This window comes from Pseudomonas sp. KCJK9111 (assembly GCF_046231935.1).
GTDB classification, from domain to species: domain Bacteria; phylum Pseudomonadota; class Gammaproteobacteria; order Pseudomonadales; family Pseudomonadaceae; genus Aquipseudomonas; species Aquipseudomonas parafulva_B.
This window is the reverse complement of the sequence record NZ_JBJJMO010000072.1, coordinates 1-21,142: the sequence shown is the minus strand read 5'-3', so window position 1 is coordinate 21,142 and position 21,142 is coordinate 1. Positions and strand designations below refer to the sequence as shown.

The following is a 21,142-nucleotide window of genomic DNA, read 5'->3' as shown; positions in this document are numbered from 1 at the left end:
TGACAGGCATCCATGCCTGTCACCTCCCTCCGCAATCCCTGCGCTCGGCCTCCTGAAGTCGCGATCTGCGGCGCCTGAACTACCGCGCGCTTAGAAGCACAAGCCAAAGCAACGGCAACGGCAACGGCAACGGCAACGGCAACGGCAACGGCGTGAAGGCTAGCGAATTTCTTGCAGGAGCAGTCTAGCCGGAGCGCCGGATCGGCCGCTACAAGGGTTTCGATGTTTCCAGCACCGGCACGGGACGCTTGTCTTCGTCGATGGCAACGAAGCTGAAGACGCCGTGAATCGCCCGTTCTCGGCCATCGTGGTACATGTTTTCGACGAAGACATCCACCTGTACCTGCAAGCTGGTGTTGCCTACCTTGATTACCGTACCCACCAGCTCGACGATCGAGCCCGCCGGGATCGGGTGCTTGAAGTCGATGCGATCGGTGGAAACGGTCACCAACGGCAAGCGGCAGAAACGCGTGGCCGCGATGAAGGACACTTCGTCCATCCACGCCAGGGCCGTGCCACCGAACAAGGTGTTGTGATGGTTGGTGGTGTTGGGGAACACCGCCTTGGTCACGCGGGTGACCGAAAGCTCGGTGCGGCGCTGGATTTCCTGGTCTCGGGTGGTCATAGCTGTCACCTTTACGAAGTTCAAAACGCAAAAAAGCAGCCCGAAGGCTGCTTCTTTCTCGCTAGGCGACCTGGGCCGCCGGGCAAACTGTACTCAGGACAGTTTTTCCTTGATGCGAGCGGCTTTGCCGGACAGATCGCGCAGGTAGTACAGCTTGGCTTTACGCACGTCACCACGACGTTTCACGGCCAGGCTGTCGATCTGTGGGCTGAAGGTCTGGAAGGTACGCTCTACACCAACGCCGCTGGAGATCTTGCGCACGGTGAAGGCGCTGTTCAGACCACGGTTGCGCTTGGCGATAACGACGCCTTCGAACGCCTGCAGACGGGAACGCTCACCTTCCTTCACTTTAACCTGGACGACAACGGTGTCGCCGGGTGCGAAGGTCGGGATTTCCTTGCTCATCTGCTCGGCTTCGAGCTGCTGGATGATCTTGTTGGTCATGCTGTGCTCCTAAGATGGATCGTGATCCACCATCGATACGTTTAACTATCGTCCCGCTCGCGGAGGTATTCCTCGAGCAGCTTCTTCTCTTCTCCAGAAAGCGAGCGACTTTCCAGAAGATCGGCGCGTCGTTCGAAGGTCCTACCAAGGGACTGCTTCATTCTCCAACGCCGGATGTGTGCATGGTTGCCACTGAGCAACACGTCGGGAACACGCTGATCCGCATACACCTCAGGTCGGGTGTAGTGCGGGCAATCAAGCAGACCATCGGTGAAAGAGTCTTCCTCCGCCGAGTCCACATGCCCTAAAGCTCCGGGCAGCAGCCGTGTAACCGCATCGATCAGTACCATGGCCGGTAGCTCGCCACCGGAAAGCACATAGTCGCCAATCGACCACTCCTCATCGACATGAGCTTCAATGAAACGCTCGTCGATGCCTTCATAACGACCGGCGATCAGGATCAATGATTCCTGTTCGGCCAGGCCTTTGACCGCCTGCTGAGTCAGCTTGCGGCCTTGTGGCGAAAGGTAGATCACCTTCGCCGCAGCTCCGGTTGCCTGCCTGGCGTTGACCAGGGCATCTTCCAGAGGCTTGATTTTCATCACCATGCCAGGACCACCGCCAAACGGCCGATCATCTACCGTATGGTGACGATCTGTGGTGTAGTCCCGCGGGTTCCAGCACGTTACCTGAAGCAACCCCTGTTTCACCGCGCGGCTGGTAATGCCGTACTCCGTGATGGCCGAAAACATCTCGGGGAACAACGTGATGACGTCTACGCGAAGGTTACCCATCGGTTAGAAGTCCGCGTCCCACTCAACCCGCATCACGCTTGCATCCAGGTCGATATCGAGCACGCATTGCGCCGTGTAGGGCAACAAACGCTCGCGATCATCCAGGCTGCCTGCACACGGCTTGACCACCATTACATCGTTCGCACCGGTCTCCAACAGGTGATCGACCTTGCCGAACAGGTGTTCGTCCTGGTTGATGACCTTCAGACCTACCAACTGGTACCAGTAGTACTCATCGGCGGCCAGGTTGGGCAAAAGGCTCCGCGCAATGCAGATTTCGTAACCGCTCAGAAGACGGGCTTCGTCACGATCCTCGAGACCTTTCAGTTTCACGACCAGGCCCTTTTGGGAGCCACGACCGCTGACCAGCTCGACCTGCTTTACCTTGCCTTCGTGCCGAAGCGTCCAGCTTGGATAATCCAACAGGTTTTCAATCGGATCGGTAAAGGAATACACCTTCACCTCGCCGCGAACGCCGTGAACCGAAAAAATCTTGCCAACGACGATGAGGTCGTCAGCCTTTTCTGGCGTCGCGTTCATATTGCTCAGGCGGCAGCCTTGGCAGCGTCCTTCAGCAGCTGAGCAACACGCTCAGACGGCTGTGCGCCCTGGCTCAGCCAGTAGGTGACGCGCTCTTGGTTGACCGACAGCTTGACTTCGGCGCCAGCAGCGATCGGGTTGAAGAAACCTACGCGCTCAACGAAACGGCCGTCACGGGCGTTACGCGAGTTGGTCACGGTCAGGTGGTAGAAAGGGCGCTTTTTCGAGCCGCCACGGGCCAGACGAATGGTTACCATGTGAACATCGTTCCTATAGTCGGTGCTGCAGTTGGTACTGCAAATCTGAATGCCAAATAGGCACACGGGTGCCCAAAAGGCCGCATATTCTCAAGGAATACACGGACATTTGCAAATGACTTTTTCGGTCGGCACTTGCTCGACCGTCCAGACTTGCTGCGTAAGCCGCGAAAATCGCGACCGTTGTCCCGCTTGCGCGGGGTGAGGGGCCGGCCCAAAAATGACCTGCCCCGGAAAACTTCACAGCTTGGGCATGCCACCGCCCGGCAGCATGCCGCCGAGCCCTCGCATCATCTTGGCCATGCCGCCCTTGCTGGAGAACTTCTTCATCATTTTCTGCATCTGCTTGTGCTGCTTGATCAGCCGGCCGATGTCCTGCACCTGAGTGCCGGAACCCAAGGCGATGCGGCGTTTGCGCGAGCCGCTGATCAGGTCGGGATCGCGACGCTCGGCCGGGGTCATGGAGTTGATGATCGCCTCCATCTGCTTGAACTGCTTCTCGGCGGCGCCCTGGGCATTGCCCCTCTGCGACAGGTTAACGCCGCCAATGCTCGGCAGCTTGTCCATCAGCCCGCCCAGGCCGCCCATGTTCTTCATCTGCTGAAGCTGGTCACGGAAGTCCTCGAGGTCGAAGCCCTTGCCTTTCTTCAGCTTCTTGGCGAGTTTGTCGGCCTTGGCCTTGTCGATGGTCTGCTCGGCCTGCTCGATCAGGCTGAGCACGTCGCCCATGCCCAGGATGCGCGAGGCCACCCGGTCGGGGTGGAACGGTTCGAGCGCTTCGCTCTTCTCGCCCATGCCGATGAACTTGATCGGCTTGCCGGTGATGGCGCGCACCGACAGCGCCGCACCGCCACGCGCATCACCATCGACCTTGGTCAGCACCACGCCGGTCAACGGCAGGGCCTCGCCGAACGCCTTGGCGGTGTTGGCAGCGTCCTGGCCGGTCATGGCATCGACCACGAACAGCGTTTCGATGGGCTTGACCGCGGCGTGCAGGGCCTTGATCTCATCCATCATGTCGGCGTCGATGTGCAGACGGCCTGCGGTATCGACGATCACCACATCGATGAACTTGAGTTTGGCTTCGCGGATGGCGGCTTCGGCGATGGCGACCGGCTTCTGGCTGATGTCAGACGGGAAGAAGGTGACGCCGATGTCGTTGGCCAGGGTCTCGAGCTGCTTGATAGCCGCCGGACGATAGACGTCGGCAGACACCACCATCACGCTCTTTTTCTTGCGCTCTTTAAGGAAGCGCGCCAGCTTGCCGGCGGTGGTGGTCTTGCCCGCACCTTGCAGGCCGGCCATCAGCACCACGGCAGGCGGGGCGGCATTGAGCGCCAGATCTTCGTTGGCCGCACCCATCAGGCTTTCGAGTTCGGCCTGGACGATCTTGACGAAGGCCTGGCCTGGGGTGAGGCTGCGCGACACTTCGGTGCCGACGGCACGCTCCTTGACGCTGTTGACGAAATCCTTCACCACCGGCAGGGCAACGTCGGCCTCGAGCAGGGCCATGCGCACTTCGCGCAGCGTGTCCTTGATGTTGTCTTCGGTCAGCTTGGCCTTGCCGGTGACATGGCGCAGCGTCTGTGACAGGCGGTCGGTCAGGTTTTCGAACATGATGATCCTTTCTGGCCCAGTAAAAGCCGAGGTTGTCAGGCGCCCGCGGGGAAATGCACACCCGCCAGGCACAGCAAGGCGGCGATTATAGCGAAGTGAAGCGACCGCGCACACCTTAAGCGGCACTCGCCGGTCGCGACGGGGGTTGCCCGGTGCCTGCACCGCCGCCGCCTTGCGCGCCCGTCAGTCTTCCTAGAGCGGCGCGGTTTATGCCAAACTCCGTCTCTTTAAGGCTCGCCCACCAGGACTTATGGTCTCCTCTCCCAGCCTCATCCCCAACCTGATTGCCGCTGCGCTCTACATCGTCGCGGCCATCTACCAGGGTTCATCCCTGGCCAAGGGCCGTAAGATCGACAAACGGCTCCCCGGCCTGTTGGGCACCATTGCGGTGATCGCCCAGGGCGGTGCGCTGTTCTTTCAGCTGATCACCCCGCTTGGCCTGAGCCTGGATTTCTTCAGTGCCGCCAGCCTGATCGCCGTGGCCGTCATCGCCCTGACCTTGCTGGCATGCCTGCGCATCCCTGTGGAGAACCTGCTGGTGCTGTTGTTCCCGCTCGGTGCGGTCACCGCGCTGCTGGCCCAGTTCGCGCCGCCTGGCACCGTGCCGCTGATCGATGAGGAACCGGGCATCCTTGCCCACATCCTTCTGTCGATCCTGGCCTACGGCCTGTTCACCATCGCCGTGTTCCAGTCGTTGCTGTTGCTGGTGCAGGACCATCAACTCAAGCACAAGCACCCCTCTGGCCTGATTCGAAACTTCCCGCCACTGCAAACCATGGAAAGCCTGCTGTTCGGCTTCCTCTGGGCAGGCTGGTGCCTGCTGTCCCTGTCGCTGGTGTCCGGCTGGCTGTTCCTCGACAACCTGTTCGCCCAGCACCTGGTGCACAAGACGTTGCTGGCTTGCGTGGCCTGGGTCGTGTTCAGCGTACTGTTGTGGGGGCGTACCCGCCTGGGTTGGCGGGGCCACAAGGCCATCCGCTGGACCTTGGCAGGCTTCTGCCTGCTGATGCTGGCCTATTTCGGCAGCAAGCTGGTTCGCGAATTCATTCTGCACATCTGACGGCCTTTCATGAACATCCTGCCGTACGCACCGCTTCTCGGCACCTCGGCAATTGTCCTGCTGTGGTCTGCACTGCTCACCGCCATCGAGACCGCACGCCTGCACACGATGGTGTCGGGCGGCGAGAAGGACAGCCAACCCAAGCTTTCGGGCCCTGCCCTGGTCCTGGGCGCCAGCCTGGGCAAATGGCTGGTACTGGCGCTGGCCTGCCTGATTGGGCTACGCCACGGTGGTGACGCTGGCCTGTGGCAGGCAGGCCTGGCTGCCGCTGCTGCTCTGTTGGTGTTCGCCGAGTACCTGCCTCGTCGCCTGGCCAGACGCAACCCACAGGTCTTCGTCAGCCTGGGTGCGCTGCTCAAGCCTCCACTGGTACTGCTGCAACCGCTGGCCGGTATACTCGACGGCTGCGCCAAGCTGTTGCTGCGCCCCCTGCGCAAGCAACCCGCCGCAGTCGCCCTGCACCCCGAGCAAGCCGACGATTTTGAGGACGACGAGCACCCGGAGACCCCACGGCGGGGGTTGCTCGACGGCATCCAGTCCCTGGACAAGATCACCGTCAACGACATTCTGGTGCCGCGCAACGAGGTCGATGGCATCAACCTCGACGAGCCGATCGAGCGCATCATCGAGCAACTGATCGTCAGCCGTCACACCCGCTTGCCGGTGTACCACAGCGACATCAACCAGGTCGAAGCCATCCTCAACACCAAGCTGATCAGCCACTTGTTGCCCCAGGCCGCGCTGACCCTCGAAGCTCTGCGCCAGGCGTGCTACGAGCCCTATTTCGTGCCCGAAAGCACGCCCTTGAACCTGCAATTGCTCAACTTCCACAAGCAGCAGCGGCGCCTGGGCGTGGTGGTGGATGAGTATGGTGAAGTACTGGGGATCGTGACCCTGGAGGACATCCTCGAGGAAATCGTCGGCGAGTTCGAAGATGACCAGAGCCTGGGCAACCCCCATGTCCACAAGCAGCCTGACGGTACCTATGTCATCGACGGCACGGCCTCGCTGCGGGAGATCAACCGTAGCCTGGGCTGGCACCTGCCGTGCGATGGCGGGCCTAAGACCCTTAACGGCCTGGTGACCGAGGCACTGGAAAGCATTCCGGAAAGTGCGGTGTGCCTGAAAATCGGCCGCTATCGCCTGGAAATCCTTGAAACCGAAGACAATTGCGCCAGCAAGGTACTGGTATGGACGGCAACCCGATAGCTATACTCGGGCAACGCTTACCCAGCCCTGCCGTCCCGCCTGCTACCCGCACTCGGCGCTCCACGGTCAGTCCGCTTCGCTGAAACGCCCTGCGGTCCTGCTTCACCACCCTGAGCAGTGTCCGCCCGCCCCTATCCCCTTGGGCTATCGTCAGCCAGGCGAACACAACAACAATCGCGCCAGCGCCATGGGAACCGCTGTTCGGCCGGCTGCAATCGGTGTGTCCGTTGCAGGCCGACAGAGCACCGTGGCGTTGCCCCAGACCGCCAGGGACCTTCAATGACAACCAGCACCTACGCCGGCGCACCTGCCGCGCCGGTCAACTCGCCCGCGCGGGTTGCCACTGCCAGCTTCATCGGCACCGCCATCGAGTTCTACGATTTCTATGTCTACGCCACGGCGGCCGCCCTGGTCATCGGGCCGGTGTTCTTCCCGTCCGGGTCCGGCACTGCCCAGATGCTGGCGGCCTTCCTGACCTTTGGCATCGCCTTTCTGGCCAGGCCACTGGGCTCTGCGCTGTTCGGTCACTTCGGCGACCGCATCGGACGCAAGTCCACGTTGGTTGCCTCGCTGCTGTTGATGGGTGTCTCCACCACCGCCATCGGCTTTTTACCGGGGTATGACAGCATTGGCGTGTGGGCACCGATCATCCTTTGCCTATTGCGCTTTGGCCAAGGGCTGGGACTGGGCGGCGAATGGGGCGGTGCGGCCCTGCTGGCCACCGAAAATGCGCCCCACGGTAAACGGGCGTGGTTCGGCATGTTCCCGCAACTGGGCCCTTCGATCGGGTTTCTGGCAGCCAATGGCCTGTTCCTTACCTTGGCACTGACGCTCAGCGACGAACAGTTCCGCCAGTGGGGCTGGCGCATACCGTTTCTGCTCAGCGCCGCCCTGGTGCTGGTGGGGCTGTATGTGCGCCTGAAGCTTGAGGAAAGCCCGGTGTTCGCCAAGGCGGTGGCCCGCCAGGAGCGCGTGAAGCTGCCGGTGGTGGACCTGTTCGCCAGGCATTGGCGCCCGACCCTGCTGGGTGCCGCAGCCATGGTGGTGTGCTACGCGCTGTTCTACATTTCCACCGTATTTTCCTTGAGCTACGGCGTAAGCACGCTGGGCTACAGCCGTGAAACGTTCCTGGGGCTGCTGTGCTTTGCGGTGGTGTTCATGGCCTTGGCGACGCCGCTGTCGGCCTGGCTCAGCGATCGCTACGGACGCAAGCCTGTGCTGATCGTCGGCGGCCTGCTGGCCGTGGCGTCAGGTTTTACCATGGAACCGCTACTGACCTCGGGCTCGACCACCGGCGTGGCGCTGTTCCTGGCCATCGAGTTGTTCCTGATGGGCGTGACCTTCGCGCCAATGGGCGCCTTGCTGCCAGAGCTGTTCCCCACCCATGTGCGTTATACCGGCGCTTCGGCAGCCTATAACCTGGGCGGTATTGTTGGCGCATCGGCAGCGCCTTTCTTCGCTCAGAAGCTGGTGAGCATGGGCGGCCTGAGCTGGGTGGGCGGGTATGTCTCGGCGGCGGCCGTGATCAGCCTGATCGCCGTACTGTGCCTGAAGGAGACGCGCAATACCGAGCTTTAGGACGCTCAGCGACTTCATAGCAGGACTGTCGGGGCCGCCTGAGCGGCCCCGACGGGTCTATCAGAACTCTACTTCCACGGCCTGGGCCGCACGGGTCGCCTTGGCGCGCGCCGCTTCGATGGATTCGTCACGGGCCAGGCAAACGCCCATACGACGAGTGCCGCTGATCTCAGGCTTGCCGAACAGGCGAATAGCGGTATCCGGTTCGCTCAGCGCAGCGCCGAGATTGGCGAAGGCGGTCTGCTGTGAGTGCCCCTGCGGCAGGATAACGGCCGAAGCACTAGGACCGAACTGACGCACCACCGGGATTGGCAACCCGAGAATGGCGCGGGCATGCAGGGCGAACTGCGACAGGTCCTGGGAGATCAGGGTAACAAGGCCGGTGTCGTGCGGGCGTGGCGACACTTCGCTGAACCAGACCTGATCGCCCTTGACGAACAACTCCACACCGAACAGCCCACGCCCGCCCAGGGCATCGGTGACCGCCTTGGCCACCCGCTGCGACTCGGCCAGCGCCTTGGGGGTCATGGCCTGCGGCTGCCAGGACTCCTGGTAGTCGCCTTTTTCCTGACGGTGCCCAACCGGTTCGAGGAAAGTGGTGCCCCCGACGTGACGCACGGTCAGCAGGGTGATCTCGTAATCGAAATCGATGAAACCTTCGACAATCACCCGCCCCTTGCCGGCGCGCCCACCTTCCTGTGCGTAGGCCCACGCGCTCTGCAGGTCGGCATCGCTGCGCAGCAGGCTCTGCCCCTTGCCGGACGAGCTCATCACCGGCTTGACCACGCACGGGTAGCCGACATCGGCGACAGCCACGGCATAGTCTTCGTAGGTGTCGGCAAAGTGGTAGGGCGAGGTGGGCAGGTCCAGTTCTTCGGCAGCCAGACGACGAATGCCTTCACGGTTCATGGTCAGTTGCGTGGCGCGTGCAGTGGGCACCACGTTGAAACCTTCGCTTTCCAGCTCCACCAGCGTGGCGGTGGCGATGGCTTCGATTTCCGGCACGATGTAGTGCGGCTTCTCGGCCTCGATGACAGCGCGCAGCGCCACCCCATCGAGCATGTTGACCACGTGGCTGCGGTGGGCAACCTGCATGGCCGGCGCGTCGGCGTAGCGGTCAACGGCGATCACTTCCACGCCCAGGCGCTGGAGCTCGATCACCACTTCCTTGCCCAACTCGCCACAGCCACAGAGCAGTACACGGGTCGCGGTGGGCGACAGGGGGGTTCCGATACGGGTCATTTCAGGTCCTCGAAGGCATCCGGGGCCGCGCCTGGCTCGGCACCACCCGCTGAAAAAGGACCGCTATTCTACACCATCAGCCCGCCACGGCAGCCCGTCGGGCGCGAAATGCCATGGCCAGCCAGACGGCCGTGACACCGGCGAATTTCGACGCCATGGCGGTGCCGATCACCATCGGTGTGAGCGCACCGATCATGCCGAAGAAGATGAACGTATCGACCGGAATGCTTAATGCCGAGCTCAACCACAGCCGGTCGCGCAGGGGCCGCCGGGTGACGCTGAAGACCAGCCAGTCGATCAGCTCGGAGACGAAGAACGCCGTGGCGCTGGCCAGGGCGATGGCAGGCTCGGAGGTGACGTAGGACAGCACCAGAGCCGCCAGCATGGCCACCAGCGCCCCATGCCCGAAGCGGGTCTGCACCATGTCGCGCAGGATGAAGACCAGGCCACCCCAGGCGGACCAGATGACGTCCAGGTGCGGGGCGCTGGAGAAGGCGTAGTTGATCAGCACGACACTGCTGATATAGGCAATCAGAAAGAGCATGGCGGGTAGTCTTTGGGCAAGCGGCACAGATTACCGTTGCCCGCCCTGGGAGGCAACCGCAGTACCGCTAGAGCACCAGCCCGGCTGCGGTGGCGCGCTCATGGCAACGCCTGAGCACACCGCGTCGCTCATCGTTGCTCATCCGGCCCCATTGGCCTATCTCTGCCACGCTGCGCTGGCAGCCGGTACAGATATCCTGCTCATCAAGGGCACAGATGTTGACGCAGGGGGACGCCACCGGGCGCTCGTTTACCTCACTCATCGTCGGGCACCAGCTCCTTGCCGTAGCGCTGGGCGTTATGGACATAGTGCGCCGCGCTGGCCTCAAGCATGCGTTTCTGTTGTTCGGTCAGCTCGCGCACGACCTTGCCGGGCGAACCCATGACCAGCGAACCATCGGGAATCTCCTTGCCCTCGGCGATCAGGGCATTGGCGCCGATGATGCAGTGCTTGCCGATACGTGCACCATTGAGCACGACCGCGTTGATGCCGATCAGGCTGTAGTCGCCCACCGTGCAGCCATGAAGCATGGCGTTATGCCCAACGGTCACGTCTTTACCCAAGGTCAGGGGCGAGCCCATGTCGGTATGCATCACGGTGCCGTCCTGCACGTTGCTGCCTTCACCGATGTCGATCAGCTCGTTGTCACCACGCAGCACAGCGCCAAACCAGACGCTGGCATGGGCCTGGAGACGGACATTGCCGATGAGCGTGGCGTTTGGTGCAGCCCAACTGGTGGGATGCGTCTCGACCCGCAGGTCGCCCAGGCGATATTTCATGGTTGCTCCTCAGGCTGGGATGCCGATGGCAGGGTGGGCCCTGCTCGTTTGTCGGTAGGACGCTCAGGGGGACGGTGCAGGGAGATACCGGCGTCGAACAACAGGTTGACCAGTTCGACGATCATGATCGCCGACAGCCCCCAGATCTTGTATTCGCCGTAGCGGTAACTGGGCACATACCAGCTGCGGCCCTGGTAATCGATGCGGTGGGTATGGTCGCGAGGGTCCTGGCGGAAGAACTCCAGGGGAACGGTGAATACCGCCGCAATCTCGGCATCGTTGGGGCGGTATTCGACAAAGTCGGGAATGACGCCGACGTAGGGCGTGACCTTCAGGCCATGCAAGGATATCAGGGGGCTGAGCGGGCCAAGAACCTCTACCAGCCCTGGTGGCAGGCCAATTTCTTCTTCAGCCTCGCGCAGGGCGGTGAAGACCAGGTTCGGGTCTTCGGGATCGCGCCGCCCACCCGGGAAGGCGACTTCGCCACCATGGGTCGAAAGCCCCTTGGCGCGCAAGGTAAGCACAAGCTCAGGCACTTCGCTGCGGGTAATGGGCAAGAGTACCGCCGCTTCCGGGAACCGCCGATCCGATTCCAGGGTTGCAGGTTGGTGGTTGCTCATTCGGCGAAGTAGCTCGTCCAGCATCGCGCTCACTCGTATCCAAGGCCTGCCCTGCATGATGCACGAAAGCCGTCAGCCACCCAACCCCTGCCGCTTGCGGCGGCCGAGCCACCACGCCAAGATAGGCCACGACAAAAGGAAGCCTCCATGAATTTCTGCAGTGCGTGCGGTCAGCCGGTCATCGAACAGATCCCCCAGGGCGACACACGGTTGCGGTACGTTTGCCCCGCGTGCCACACCATCCACTACCAGAACCCCAACGTGGTAGCCGGCGTGCTGCCTACCCATGGCAGCCAGGTGCTGCTGTGCCGCCGCGCCATTGAACCGCGCCGTGGTTTCTGGACATTGCCTGCCGGCTTCATGGAAAACGGCGAGACGCTCGACCAGGCCGCCCGTCGCGAGACCGTCGAAGAAGCCTGCGCGCGTGTAGGCTCGATGACGTTGTACCAGCTGTTCGACCTGCCGCACATCAACCAGGTACATGTCTTCTTCCGCGCTGAGCTGGCGGACCTTGCGTTTGCAGTCGGCGTTGAAAGCCTGGAAGTGCGACTGTTCGAGGAGCATGAGATCCCCTGGGACGCCCTGGCTTTCCGGACCGTGGCACGGACATTAGAATGCTACTATCGCGACCGAATCGAGCAGCAGTTCCCCATAGGCCATGAATACCTGCCGCCGATGAACGTATCGACCACCCCCCGTTAGGGTTCACGAAATGCCGCCCGGTGGTGACCATCGTCGAGTGCCTTTCGCATAACCCGGTACAGAGCCTTCAGGATATTGCTACATGCGCTGGTTGCTTGCCCTCCTCTGCCTTGGCGTTGCCTCGATGTCCCAGGCGGCCTACACCGAAACCATCATCCGCAAACCGGTCTCGGCAGTGCAGGCGGGTTCGCCTGCGCAACCGGCGGTGCAGCCTCAGGTCGACAAGGTACTGGTCATCAAGTCCGAACGTCGCCTGCAACTGATCAGCCGCGGCGAGCCGATCAAGACCTACCGCATTTCCCTGGGCAAGCAACCCAAGGGCCCCAAGCAGCGCGAAGGCGACAAGAAGACTCCCGAAGGCTTCTACTGGCTGGACTGGCGCAAGCAGAGCGAGCGCTTCAACCTGGCCATGCACATCGACTACCCCAACGTCAGCGATGCGGCCCGGGCCAGCCAGGCAGGCGTGAAGGCCGGCAGCATGATCATGATCCACGGCACGCCGATCAATGACGAATACCCCGAGTGGTACTTCCATACCCTGGACTGGACAGACGGCTGCATCGCCATGCGTAACCGCGACATGCAGGAAGTCTGGAGCCTGGTGCGCGATGGCACGATGATCGAGATTCGGCCCTGATCTAGCGCAAATCATCTGTTTTTGTAGGAAAGAGCCCACCCGTTCGCTGGAACCTGCCTGACATTGTCTTAGGCACGGGATGGCATTCAGGGAAATGCCACGGCTTTTAGCATCCACGCAATCGAGTACGAAGTCCGTACCGCATTGCTGGGATGCTCAAGTGCACTGTTTTATCCCCCTCAAGCGCCAGTTGTTGGCTGTCTGCTTTATCCTGTTGGTGCTCGCCTGCGGTGAGGCGAGGGCCGACGTTGCCAGCTGGCAATTACGCGACCATCAGCTGGACCTGCAACACCAGCAACAGCAACGCCGCCTGGAACGCTGGCAGGACAAGGCCGACACGGCAACGCCCTCCCAGGCTCCTGTCGCCGCACCCGCTCAGGCGCACTGCTGGAAGGTCGCAGGTGTCGAGGTCGCCGGCAATCGCCACTTGGACGACGCTGCCCTGGCCACCACCGTGCGCCTGAACATCATGCCGTGCATGGGCGTTGCCCAGATCAACGCGCTGCTCAAGGCCATCACCGAGCAGTACGTGCAAGCCGGCTATCCGACCAGCCGGCCTTACCTGCGCCAGCTGCCCCAGGACGGATACCCGTTGCAAATCGTGCTGGTCGAGGGCTTCGTCGAATCCATCGAGTTGGCTGGCCCCGAACTGCCCCTGTCCTTGTCCGGTGCTTTTCCAGACCTGTTGGGGCACCCGCTGTACCTGCCAGACGTCGAGCAGGGGCTCGATCAGCTCAACCGCCTGCGCGCCTTCGACATGGGCGTGGACCTGTTGCCAGGGCAAATGCAGGGCGGTACGCGCGTGGTGGTCCAACCGCGCCGGGCAGAGGGGCGCTGGCATTTCGATACGCGGTTCGACAACCGGGGCAGCGATTTTACCGGGCGCCACCGGCTGACGGCAGGCATCGGTGTGGACAGCCCGCTGCATCTCAATGACGACCTGCGCTTGTCGCTGACGCATACGGTGCTGGGTGGCCCGGGCCGTAGCCAGGGTGTTTCGCTGTACTACAGCGTCCCCTACGGCCGCTGGAGCTTTGCCCTGAGTGCAAGCGAACTGCGCTACCAGGCCCCGCTGCCCAGCAGCAGGCTGAGCGCAGATGGCCGGAGCCGTTATCAAGGGCTGAGCGCCGAGCGCGTGCTGTGGCGTGGCCAACGCGGGATGCTCAGCGCCTCACTGCGGCTCGACCGCAAGGCGCTGGTCAACCGCAATGCCGGGGCGGTCGTCGTGCAGCAGAGCCCTACCCTCACCTCCCTTGAAGCCGGGCTGAACCTGCTGTGGCTGCAACATGGCCTGTGGAACGGCTACCTGAGCGTGGCCCAGGGCGTCCCGATGCTCGGCGCCGACCGCGCACCCTTGGGCGCACAGCGTCTGCGGCCCGACTTCAGGAAGTACCGCGCCAGCCTGCTCTACATCGGCCAAGGCCCGGCCAGCCAGCCGTGGCGCTGGCAGAGCGAACTCAACGGGCAGTACAGCCAGGATGCACTGCCGGCCGTTGAGCAAATGCTGGTCAGCGACGATTCGGCGGTACGCGGGTTCCGCTTGCAGACCTATTCCGGCGCCACCAGCGCGGTGTGGCGAAACACAGTCAGCTACCCCCTGCCCCAAACGTGGAGCGCACCGCTGCACGTGCGCCCCTACATCGGCCTTGACCTGGGCTGGACCCGCACCGCTGCTGGCTCACCGTCGCAGCGCCTGGCCGGTGCGGCAGCCGGCCTGGAATTTAGCCTGCCAGGCAGCCGACTGCGCCTGGACTACCAGCGCGCGCTATACGCCAGCGACCACCCAGGCCGTCCCAATGAGCCTGGTTTCTGGGTGCTGGACTGGTCGATGACTCTTTGATTCACCCACAACAATGAGAAAAACCATGAAGACATCCTCGCCCCCTCTTTGCATCCAGCCCGATACCTTGCGCTGGGCCATCTTTCTGATCGTGCTCGGCTCCACCAGCGCATTGGCCGAAGGCGGCCTGGACGCCGTCAACGGCCCTGGTGGCACCCCGCTCATCAACAACGGCCATGGTGTCCCGGTGATCGAGATCGTCCCGCCCGATGCCAACGGCCTCTCGCACAACCAGTTCAACCAGTACAACGTCGACCGTGCAGGCCTGGTGCTGAACAACGCCACCCAGGCTGGGCAATCGCAGCTGGCCGGTGCCCTGGCCGCCAACCCTCAGTTCCAGGGGCAGGCAGCGTCGACCATCCTCAACGAAGTGGTCAGCCGCAGTGCATCACTGATCCAGGGCCCCCAGGAAATATTTGGCCGTGCTGCCGACTACATCCTGGCCAACCCCAACGGCATCACCCTCAACGGCGGCAGCTTCATCAACACCACGCGCGCAGGCTTTCTGGTAGGCACCCCGGCGTTCGAGCAGCAGCAGCTCAAGTACCTCAATACCCTCGACGCCAGCGGCACCCTGCAGGTGCTGGACGGCGGCCAGAGCAATGCCGACGGCGCCCTCGCGTTGATTGCGCCGCGCATCGACAGCCAAGGCCTGCTGGCGGCCGCGACCACCCTGGACATCACCGCTGGTCGCAACCGGATCGATCACGCTAGCGGCGCGGTGGTCGAGCACCGTACCGCCACGCCGGCCAGCATCGACGCCAGCCTGTTCGGTGCCATGCAGGCGGGGCGCATCCGCGTGGTGAGCACTGCCGAAGGTGCGGGTGTGCGGGTACGAGCCCCCCTGGTCAGTGCCACGGATGGCATCGAAATGGCGTCGGCGGGCAACCTGGATGTGCTGGGTACGGCGGCCAGCCCAACCGTCCTGCACAGCGGGCAAGGCCCCTTGAAGCTCGATGCACAGGGCGATCTGGTACTGCGCACCGTAGAGGCCAAAGCACCCCGCATCGAAGCCCGGGCGGGTCAGGCCCTGACCCTCGATGCCCAGGCCCTTGAGCGGGTCAAGCAAGACAACGAGCAATGGAGCAAGAAGTTCCTGTTCGTCACGCGCGAAACCTACGACCGCGACACCACGACCACCGACACCCAGCAGCACGGCACCCGCCTGGAGGCCGACGACAGCATCGTGCTTACCTCCGGCGGCGACATGCGCATGACCGCCGCCACCTTGCAAGCGGGCAATGGGCTGAATCTGGACAGCGGGGGCAACCTGGACATCCTGGCGGGTATCGACAGCCAGGCCATCCAGGAAAAGATCCGTCACCGCAAGGACCTGTGGCGCGGTGACAGCGACACGGACACCTTCACCGAGCGCGCCCAGGGCAGCCTGCTCACCGCAGGGCAGATGCAGGTGCAGACGGCTGGCAACCTGAACGTGCAAGGCAGCACCCTGCACAGCCGCGGCGACCTGGCCATCACGGCCAAGGAGGCCATGATCACCACGACGCAGTTGCAGGAGCAGGGTACGCGCCGTGATTATCGCGGTGACCTGGTGTCCGGGACGTTCTTCGGCGATCACAAGGGCAACGAGAAAAAGGGCCGCAACCTGGCAGGCAGCACCCTCACCAGCGATGGCACCCTGACCGTCACAGCCGACAAGCTCACCGTCAAAGGCAGCACGGTGGTAGGCCAGCAGGATGCGACGCTGCACAGCCAGCAAGGCTCGCTGGCCGTGGAGGCGGACAAGGGCACCAGCACCCGGACCGATCATGCACGCGACAGCAAGCTGTTCGGCCTGATTGCCAGCGACAGCCGCAGCACTGAGCGCAACGAAGCGGTGCTGGTCAGTGAGGTGGGGGCGCAGAGCAACCTGCGCCTGGTCAGTGCCGAGGATTTGCGTATCGAGGGCGCCAATGTCAGCGCTGGCGGTCATCTTGACCTCGAAGCCAAGGGCAATGTCGCAATCACTGGCGTGCAGGCGACCGAGCAACGCGAGGTTCGAAACCAGCAGCGCACCCTCACCGCCAGCGCCGGGCAGACCAAGGAGGCCGACGGCGACAAGCCCGGTTCTCGCCAGTACAAGGCCAGCGTGGGCTATGACGTTGTCACCCGCACTGGCCAGGAGCAGAAAATCGAAAACGTGGGTAGCCAGCTCAAGGGGGCTTTGGTGAGTGTCAAATCCGATGCCGATGTGCAGGTCACCGGCTCCACCATCAACGCCTTGGCCGGGGACCTGGACATTGATGCGCGCAAAGTGACCTTGGGCACCACTCAGGCTACCCACGAAACCACCACAACCACCACCCAGAGTGGTGGCGGCCTCACGGTGACTGGCGGGATCGACCGGCTAGGTAGCCAGTTCGATGGCCACCACCAGCGTGGCGTACAGACCAACCGTGAGCAGAAGGTGCAGCGCACCGAACTGCAGGCAAGCGGCAACGTACGGTTGCGTAGCGACGAGCTGGTGACCGAGGCTGCGCGGGTAAACGCCGGCGAAACGTTGCAGGTTACCGCCACCCATATGGAGAACCGTGCGGTGCAGAACACCTCCGAGCAAACCCAACGCCAGGATGACTGGTCTGCCAGCCTCGGCGGCAGCCTGGAGTACCGTGATCTCACCCGGCCCATCGAGCGTCTGGTGCTAGGTGAAGAAGCTGCTCGCTTTCAGCAGGCCTCGCCCGAAGACGCGATGGTGGCGCCCAGCGTAGGCGCCGACATGACCGTCGAGCACCTCAAGCGCCTGGAAAACCAGCGCCGTGGCTTTGCCCAGGTCAGCGAACTGTCCGGTGCCAGCGTGCAGGTCAAGGTCGATACCCTCAAGGATCAGGGCACCGCCTGGCGAGCCAATGCGGGCGCGCTCGACATTCAGGCGCAGCACCATGACATGCAGGCTGCGGCCAACACCGAGCACAAGCGCGAGCAGCACCTGACCGTTGGTGCAGATGCTCGGCTGGATACCACTACCGGTCAGGACCTGAACGTGCGCGCGGCCGGCAACGGCGGTTCTCTGGATCGCCAGAGCACTGTCAGTACGGCTGTGGCGGGCTCCCTGTATGGCCAGCAGGGTATCAAGGTGCAGTTGGGCAGCGATGGTCGTTATGAAGGCACACGTATCGATGGAGGCAAAGGCGACGTGCGCATGCACAGCGACGGTACGCTGGAACTGGTCCAAGCCACTGACCGTGAAGCGCGCCAATCCAGCCAGCTGGACGGCAATGCCTGGGTCAAGGTCGGCAACCGCCCCGGCAGTACCGGTATCGATGGGCGCGGCTATCTGGATCATGCGCGCAATGACCAGGCCACCAGCACAGCTCAGGTGGCGCAGATCGACAGCAAAGGCCAGGTGGTGTTGACCAGCCGTGGCGACCTGACGCTCGAAGGCACGCGCATCGGTAGCCGCGAAGCCCCGACGGGCGATATCACGCTGCACAGCGATGGCCAGTTGCAGGTCAAGGCGGCTACCGCCACACAAGAGGCCAGTGGCGCGAAGCTGGGCGGTGGCCTGGAGTTGGCCGCCAAGACCGGCACAACGCAAGGCGGGGGCCTAGGTGGCCACTTTGGCAATGGCAAGCAGCAAGAGAACGCGCGCCAGGCCATCGACGCGCAGTTTGCCAGTAACGGTCGCCTCAGCGTGACCAGCAGCGCACGCGACGCGCAGGCTTTGCAGGTCCAGGGGTTGCAAGCCACCGCCAAGGAAATCGTGCTCGATGCCATGAACGGCGGCATGCGGCTGGAAGCCTCGTCGAACCAGGAACTGCGCAATAACCTCGACATCACCGCCGGTGCCGGTTTCAACGCCAGCAGTGGCGCACTGGACACGCGGGGCTTGCATGGCCGTCTGAAGGTGGACATGGACAAGCGCGACAACCTGACCTGGAACGCCGGCAACCTGCGTGCCGAGCGCATCGCGCTGCACAGCGGCGGCGATGCCAGCCTCGAAGGCGTCAGCCTGGACGCCGCGCGGATCGAAGGTGCAATAGAGGGCGATCTGCGTGTGGCCAGCCTGATGGACCGCGTCAATAACCTCAGCGTCAAGGTTGATGCCAGGCTCAGTCAGGAAAAGAACCCACAAGGCTATGTCAACGCTGCTACATCGCTGGCCGGGCCGCTAGGCGGCAAAGTCGGCGAAAAAGCCGGCCCTGCCCTGAGCAAGGCTGATCCGGGTTTCTCGCCTACCCTGCGACTTGAGGTGGTCCACGAGCAACGCGACAGTGTCGCCCAACAGGCCACGCTCAAAGGCAGCGAGGGCATCGCCTTGCAGGTTGGCGGCAACGCCCAGTTGGTCGGCGCCCGCCTGCAATCGGCCAGGGGCGAGGTCAAGCTGGACGCCAACTCGATCAAGCAGCAAACCCTCAGCGGCAGCGACTACCGGCGGGCTGTTTCGATCGATGCGTCCAATTCCCCTGTGGACCTGGGCACTGCCATTGCCGAAATTGCCAAGGGCAAAGGGGCTGCAGAGGGTGAAAACGCCCTGGATCTCGGGCTGATTCGCACCAGTGGGCATAACCGCAACGAGCAGTGGGCATCGAGCCTGGGCGCCAAGCACGACTGAGCAACCTTGGCAGAGCGCCCCTTTCCGGGGCCCCTTCAAATGCGCCACAGGGTTGCAACGTCCGCTCATGGTTCTGCAAACCAAACGTCACAATCGCCCACTAGAGTGCGGTCTGAACTCTGCAACGCAAGGACATGTGATGAGTCGTGACACCGGCGACAATTTGGACCGCAACCCCAGCACCAACACGGCCATGGCCACCGTCATGGACATTTACCTGAGCCGACGCAGTGTGATGCGCGGCGGCCTGGCCGCCGCCGTCACCCTGATCGCCGGCACCAGCCTGGGCGGTTGTTTCAACGGTGCTGATACCCGCAGGCCTGCCGGCCCTGGCGGGCCGGTCACCGGCAACGCTGCCAGGTCAGGGCTGGCGCTGAGCTTCGACTCGATCCCTGGGTCACGCACCGATGCGTGCACCCTTGCCAAGGGCTACCGCGCACACGTGCTGGCCCCCTGGGGAACACCGCTTAACCGGGACGCCGCGCCCTGGAAGCCGGACGGCAGCAATACCTCTGTCGACCAGGCCAACGCCATGGGCATGCACCATGACGGCATGCATTTCTTCCCCATCAACGGCAGCTCCGACGATGGTTTGCTGGCGATCAACTTCGAATACATCGACCCTGCAGCCTTGCACCCGGCTGGCCCGACCACTGATGTCAACGGCAAGCGCCCGGTCGAGGAAGTGCGAAAAGAAATCAACGCCCATGGGGCTGGCGTGGTGCGCCTGAAGAAAGTCAGCGGCCGCTGGCAGGTAGTCGACAACGACCCGCTGAACCGCCGCTTCACCACGGCTTCGCGCATGGAAATCACCGGCCCGCTGCGCGGCACCGACCACGTCAAGACCAAGTACTCCACCGCCGGTACTCACTGCCGCGGTACCAACAACAACTGCGGCAACGGTTACACCCCGTGGGGCACCTACCTGACCTGTGAAGAGAACTGGCCGGGCATCTTCGTCAACAAGGGCACCCGCCCCGAAGACCAGCGCCGCATTGGCGTGGGCACCTCCAGCGGCCAGTACAAGTGGGAAAGCGCAGCCGGTGACAGCACCGAAGAGGACGACGAGTTTGCCCGTTTCGACGTGACCATCAAGGGCGCCAGCGCCACCGACGACTACCGCAACGAAGCCAGCACCTACGGCTACATCGTCGAGATCGACCCGTACAACAGCAGCACCCTGGCCACCAAACGCACCGCGCTGGGCCGCTTCCGCCACGAGGGCTGCGCCCCAGGCCTGCCGGTCGCGGGCAAGCCGCTGGTGTGGTACATGGGTGACGACTCGAACAACGAGTACCTGTACAAGTGGGTGTCAACCGCCGTGTGGGATGCCGCCGACGCCAACCCGGCCGACCGCCTCGCTACCGGCGCCAAGTATCTGGACCAGGGCAAGCTCTACGTGGCCCGCTTCAACGCCGATGGCACTGGTGTATGGCTACTGCTGGACGTGGCCACCGCCACCACGGGGGGCAGCACCCTGGGCGCGCTGTATGGTGACCTGCCGGGCATCATCCTTAACACCCGTGGCGCTGGCGATGCCGTAGGCGCGACGCCGATGGACCGCCCGGAATGGACGACGGTCAACCCGCTGAACGGCGACGTCTACCTGACCCTGACCAACAACAATGCACGTACCCCGGAAAAGGTCGATGCGGCCAACCCACGCGGCCCGAACCGCCACGGCCACATCATTCGCTGGCACGACAGCGACGACCAGTTGAGCTTCAACTGGGACATCTTCGTGTTCGGCGCAAACGCCGCCGGTACTGCGGACATCAACCGTTCCGGCCTGACCGAACTGAACCAGTTCGCCAGCCCCGACGGCATGAGTTTCGATAGCCGCGGCGTGTTGTGGTTCGAGACTGACAACGGCGAGAGCACCCTTACCGACTACACCAACGACCAACTGCTGGCGGTGATTCCAGGTCTGCTGGTGGATGCGGCGGGGCGGCAGGTGCCGGTGAATGGGGAGAACCAAGGGGGGTTGCGGCGGTTTTTCGTGGGGCCCAATGGGTGTGAGGTGACGGGGATTGCGTTTACGCCGGATAACAGGACGTTGTTTGTCAATATTCAGCATCCGGGGAACTGGCCAGTTTCGGAAG

19 protein-coding genes are annotated in these 21,142 nt (G+C 63.1%); 8 read left to right on the top strand and 11 right to left on the bottom strand.

The annotated features are described in order from the left end of the window. Positions 1–208: 208 nt before the first annotated feature. From ACK59L_RS18930 to ffh, 6 genes are all read right to left on the bottom strand, one after another. Positions 209–625 carry an acyl-CoA thioesterase gene (locus ACK59L_RS18930; RefSeq protein ID WP_409275346.1) on the bottom strand — a complete coding sequence of 139 codons (417 nt, stop codon included), beginning with the start codon at positions 623–625 and terminating at the stop codon, positions 209–211. A gap of 93 nt (positions 626–718) precedes the next feature. After that, positions 719–1,069, bottom strand: coding sequence for a 50S ribosomal protein L19 (rplS, locus tag ACK59L_RS18925; RefSeq protein ID WP_023533640.1), 351 nt, complete (start codon positions 1,067–1,069; stop codon positions 719–721). A gap of 41 nt (positions 1,070–1,110) precedes the next feature. Then, complete coding sequence (gene trmD / locus ACK59L_RS18920) at positions 1,111–1,863, bottom strand: tRNA (guanosine(37)-N1)-methyltransferase TrmD (protein WP_028634846.1); 753 nt, start codon at positions 1,861–1,863, stop codon at positions 1,111–1,113. 3 nt (positions 1,864–1,866) lie between these two features. Continuing rightward, a complete protein-coding gene (gene rimM, locus ACK59L_RS18915) occupies positions 1,867–2,403 on the bottom strand; it encodes a ribosome maturation factor RimM (protein ID WP_409275343.1) in 537 nt (178 codons plus the stop codon). Positions 2,404–2,408: 5 nt separating this feature from the next. Further along, positions 2,409–2,660 carry a 30S ribosomal protein S16 gene (gene rpsP / locus ACK59L_RS18910; protein WP_023533649.1) on the bottom strand — a complete coding sequence of 84 codons (252 nt, stop codon included), beginning with the start codon at positions 2,658–2,660 and terminating at the stop codon, positions 2,409–2,411. A gap of 240 nt (positions 2,661–2,900) precedes the next feature. Continuing rightward, the gene (ffh, locus tag ACK59L_RS18905) at positions 2,901–4,277 is read right to left on the bottom strand and encodes a signal recognition particle protein (RefSeq protein WP_409275341.1); all 1,377 of its coding nucleotides are present in this window, start codon (positions 4,275–4,277) and stop codon (positions 2,901–2,903) included. 250 nt (positions 4,278–4,527) lie between these two features. Here ffh and ACK59L_RS18900 point away from each other — a divergent pair, with 250 nt between their 5' ends. From ACK59L_RS18900 to ACK59L_RS18890, 3 genes are all read left to right on the top strand, one after another. After that, positions 4,528–5,337: an inner membrane protein YpjD gene (locus tag ACK59L_RS18900; RefSeq protein ID WP_027913819.1), complete on the top strand. Its 810-nt coding sequence runs from the start codon at positions 4,528–4,530 to the stop codon at positions 5,335–5,337. 9 nt (positions 5,338–5,346) lie between these two features. Beyond that, entirely contained in the window at positions 5,347–6,546 is a 1,200-nt protein-coding gene (locus tag ACK59L_RS18895) for a transporter associated domain-containing protein (protein ID WP_409275339.1), read from the top strand. Positions 6,547–6,825: 279 nt separating this feature from the next. Continuing rightward, positions 6,826–8,124 (top strand): MFS transporter, encoded by a 1,299-nt coding sequence (locus tag ACK59L_RS18890; protein ID WP_409275337.1) that lies wholly within the window; start codon positions 6,826–6,828, stop codon positions 8,122–8,124. 60 nt (positions 8,125–8,184) lie between these two features. Here ACK59L_RS18890 and purT read toward each other — a convergent pair whose 3' ends face one another. The 5 genes from purT to ACK59L_RS18865 form a co-directional block, all read right to left on the bottom strand. Beyond that, complete coding sequence (gene purT / locus ACK59L_RS18885; protein WP_144964598.1) at positions 8,185–9,366, bottom strand: formate-dependent phosphoribosylglycinamide formyltransferase; 1,182 nt, start codon at positions 9,364–9,366, stop codon at positions 8,185–8,187. A gap of 76 nt (positions 9,367–9,442) precedes the next feature. Further along, entirely contained in the window at positions 9,443–9,910 is a 468-nt protein-coding gene (locus ACK59L_RS18880; protein ID WP_023533643.1) for a VUT family protein, read from the bottom strand. Positions 9,911–9,977: 67 nt separating this feature from the next. After that, a complete protein-coding gene (locus tag ACK59L_RS18875; protein WP_409275334.1) occupies positions 9,978–10,172 on the bottom strand; it encodes a DUF1289 domain-containing protein in 195 nt (64 codons plus the stop codon). Beyond that, entirely contained in the window at positions 10,165–10,689 is a 525-nt protein-coding gene (locus tag ACK59L_RS18870; protein WP_409275332.1) for a gamma carbonic anhydrase family protein, read from the bottom strand. The genes ACK59L_RS18875 and ACK59L_RS18870 overlap by 8 nt, the downstream gene beginning before the upstream one ends. Then, on the bottom strand, positions 10,686–11,342 hold the full coding sequence (locus tag ACK59L_RS18865) for a CoA pyrophosphatase (RefSeq protein WP_228385145.1): 657 nt from the start codon (positions 11,340–11,342) through the stop codon (positions 10,686–10,688). Before ACK59L_RS18865 ends, ACK59L_RS18870 begins: the two co-directional genes overlap by 4 nt. A 114-nt stretch (positions 11,343–11,456) precedes the next feature. On the opposite strand from ACK59L_RS18865, the gene ACK59L_RS18860 reads away from it, so the two are divergent. The 5 genes from ACK59L_RS18860 to ACK59L_RS18840 form a co-directional block, all read left to right on the top strand. Continuing rightward, a complete protein-coding gene (locus tag ACK59L_RS18860) occupies positions 11,457–12,011 on the top strand; it encodes an NUDIX hydrolase (RefSeq protein WP_058604487.1) in 555 nt (184 codons plus the stop codon). An 82-nt stretch (positions 12,012–12,093) separates the two neighbouring features. Further along, the gene (locus ACK59L_RS18855) at positions 12,094–12,648 is read left to right on the top strand and encodes a murein L,D-transpeptidase family protein (RefSeq protein ID WP_058604486.1); all 555 of its coding nucleotides are present in this window, start codon (positions 12,094–12,096) and stop codon (positions 12,646–12,648) included. 190 nt (positions 12,649–12,838) lie between these two features. Then, positions 12,839–14,488 (top strand): ShlB/FhaC/HecB family hemolysin secretion/activation protein, encoded by a 1,650-nt coding sequence (locus ACK59L_RS18850; RefSeq protein WP_409275348.1) that lies wholly within the window; start codon positions 12,839–12,841, stop codon positions 14,486–14,488. A gap of 25 nt (positions 14,489–14,513) precedes the next feature. After that, positions 14,514–19,040: a hemagglutinin repeat-containing protein gene (locus ACK59L_RS18845; RefSeq protein ID WP_409275329.1), complete on the top strand. Its 4,527-nt coding sequence runs from the start codon at positions 14,514–14,516 to the stop codon at positions 19,038–19,040. Positions 19,041–19,179: 139 nt separating this feature from the next. Beyond that, positions 19,180–21,142 (top strand): PhoX family protein (locus ACK59L_RS18840; protein ID WP_409275327.1); only part of this gene is annotated, 1,963 nt, incomplete at its 3' end.

Coding starts and splice junctions, on each gene's coding strand:
- ACK59L_RS18855 (WP_058604486.1), top strand. CDS start 12,094: ATGCGCTGGTTGCTTGCCCTCCTCTGCCTTGGCGTTGCCTCGATGTCC.
- rimM (WP_409275343.1), bottom strand. CDS start 2,403: ATGAACGCGACGCCAGAAAAGGCTGACGACCTCATCGTCGTTGGCAAG.
- ACK59L_RS18900 (WP_027913819.1), top strand. CDS start 4,528: ATGGTCTCCTCTCCCAGCCTCATCCCCAACCTGATTGCCGCTGCGCTC.
- ffh (WP_409275341.1), bottom strand. CDS start 4,277: ATGTTCGAAAACCTGACCGACCGCCTGTCACAGACGCTGCGCCATGTC.
- rpsP (WP_023533649.1), bottom strand. CDS start 2,660: ATGGTAACCATTCGTCTGGCCCGTGGCGGCTCGAAAAAGCGCCCTTTC.
- ACK59L_RS18890 (WP_409275337.1), top strand. CDS start 6,826: ATGACAACCAGCACCTACGCCGGCGCACCTGCCGCGCCGGTCAACTCG.
- ACK59L_RS18930 (WP_409275346.1), bottom strand. CDS start 625: ATGACCACCCGAGACCAGGAAATCCAGCGCCGCACCGAGCTTTCGGTC.
- ACK59L_RS18880 (WP_023533643.1), bottom strand. CDS start 9,910: ATGCTCTTTCTGATTGCCTATATCAGCAGTGTCGTGCTGATCAACTAC.
- purT (WP_144964598.1), bottom strand. CDS start 9,366: ATGACCCGTATCGGAACCCCCCTGTCGCCCACCGCGACCCGTGTACTG.
- trmD (WP_028634846.1), bottom strand. CDS start 1,863: ATGGGTAACCTTCGCGTAGACGTCATCACGTTGTTCCCCGAGATGTTT.
- ACK59L_RS18860 (WP_058604487.1), top strand. CDS start 11,457: ATGAATTTCTGCAGTGCGTGCGGTCAGCCGGTCATCGAACAGATCCCC.
- ACK59L_RS18870 (WP_409275332.1), bottom strand. CDS start 10,689: ATGAAATATCGCCTGGGCGACCTGCGGGTCGAGACGCATCCCACCAGT.
- ACK59L_RS18845 (WP_409275329.1), top strand. CDS start 14,514: ATGAAGACATCCTCGCCCCCTCTTTGCATCCAGCCCGATACCTTGCGC.
- ACK59L_RS18875 (WP_409275334.1), bottom strand. CDS start 10,172: ATGAGTGAGGTAAACGAGCGCCCGGTGGCGTCCCCCTGCGTCAACATC.
- rplS (WP_023533640.1), bottom strand. CDS start 1,069: ATGACCAACAAGATCATCCAGCAGCTCGAAGCCGAGCAGATGAGCAAG.
- ACK59L_RS18895 (WP_409275339.1), top strand. CDS start 5,347: ATGAACATCCTGCCGTACGCACCGCTTCTCGGCACCTCGGCAATTGTC.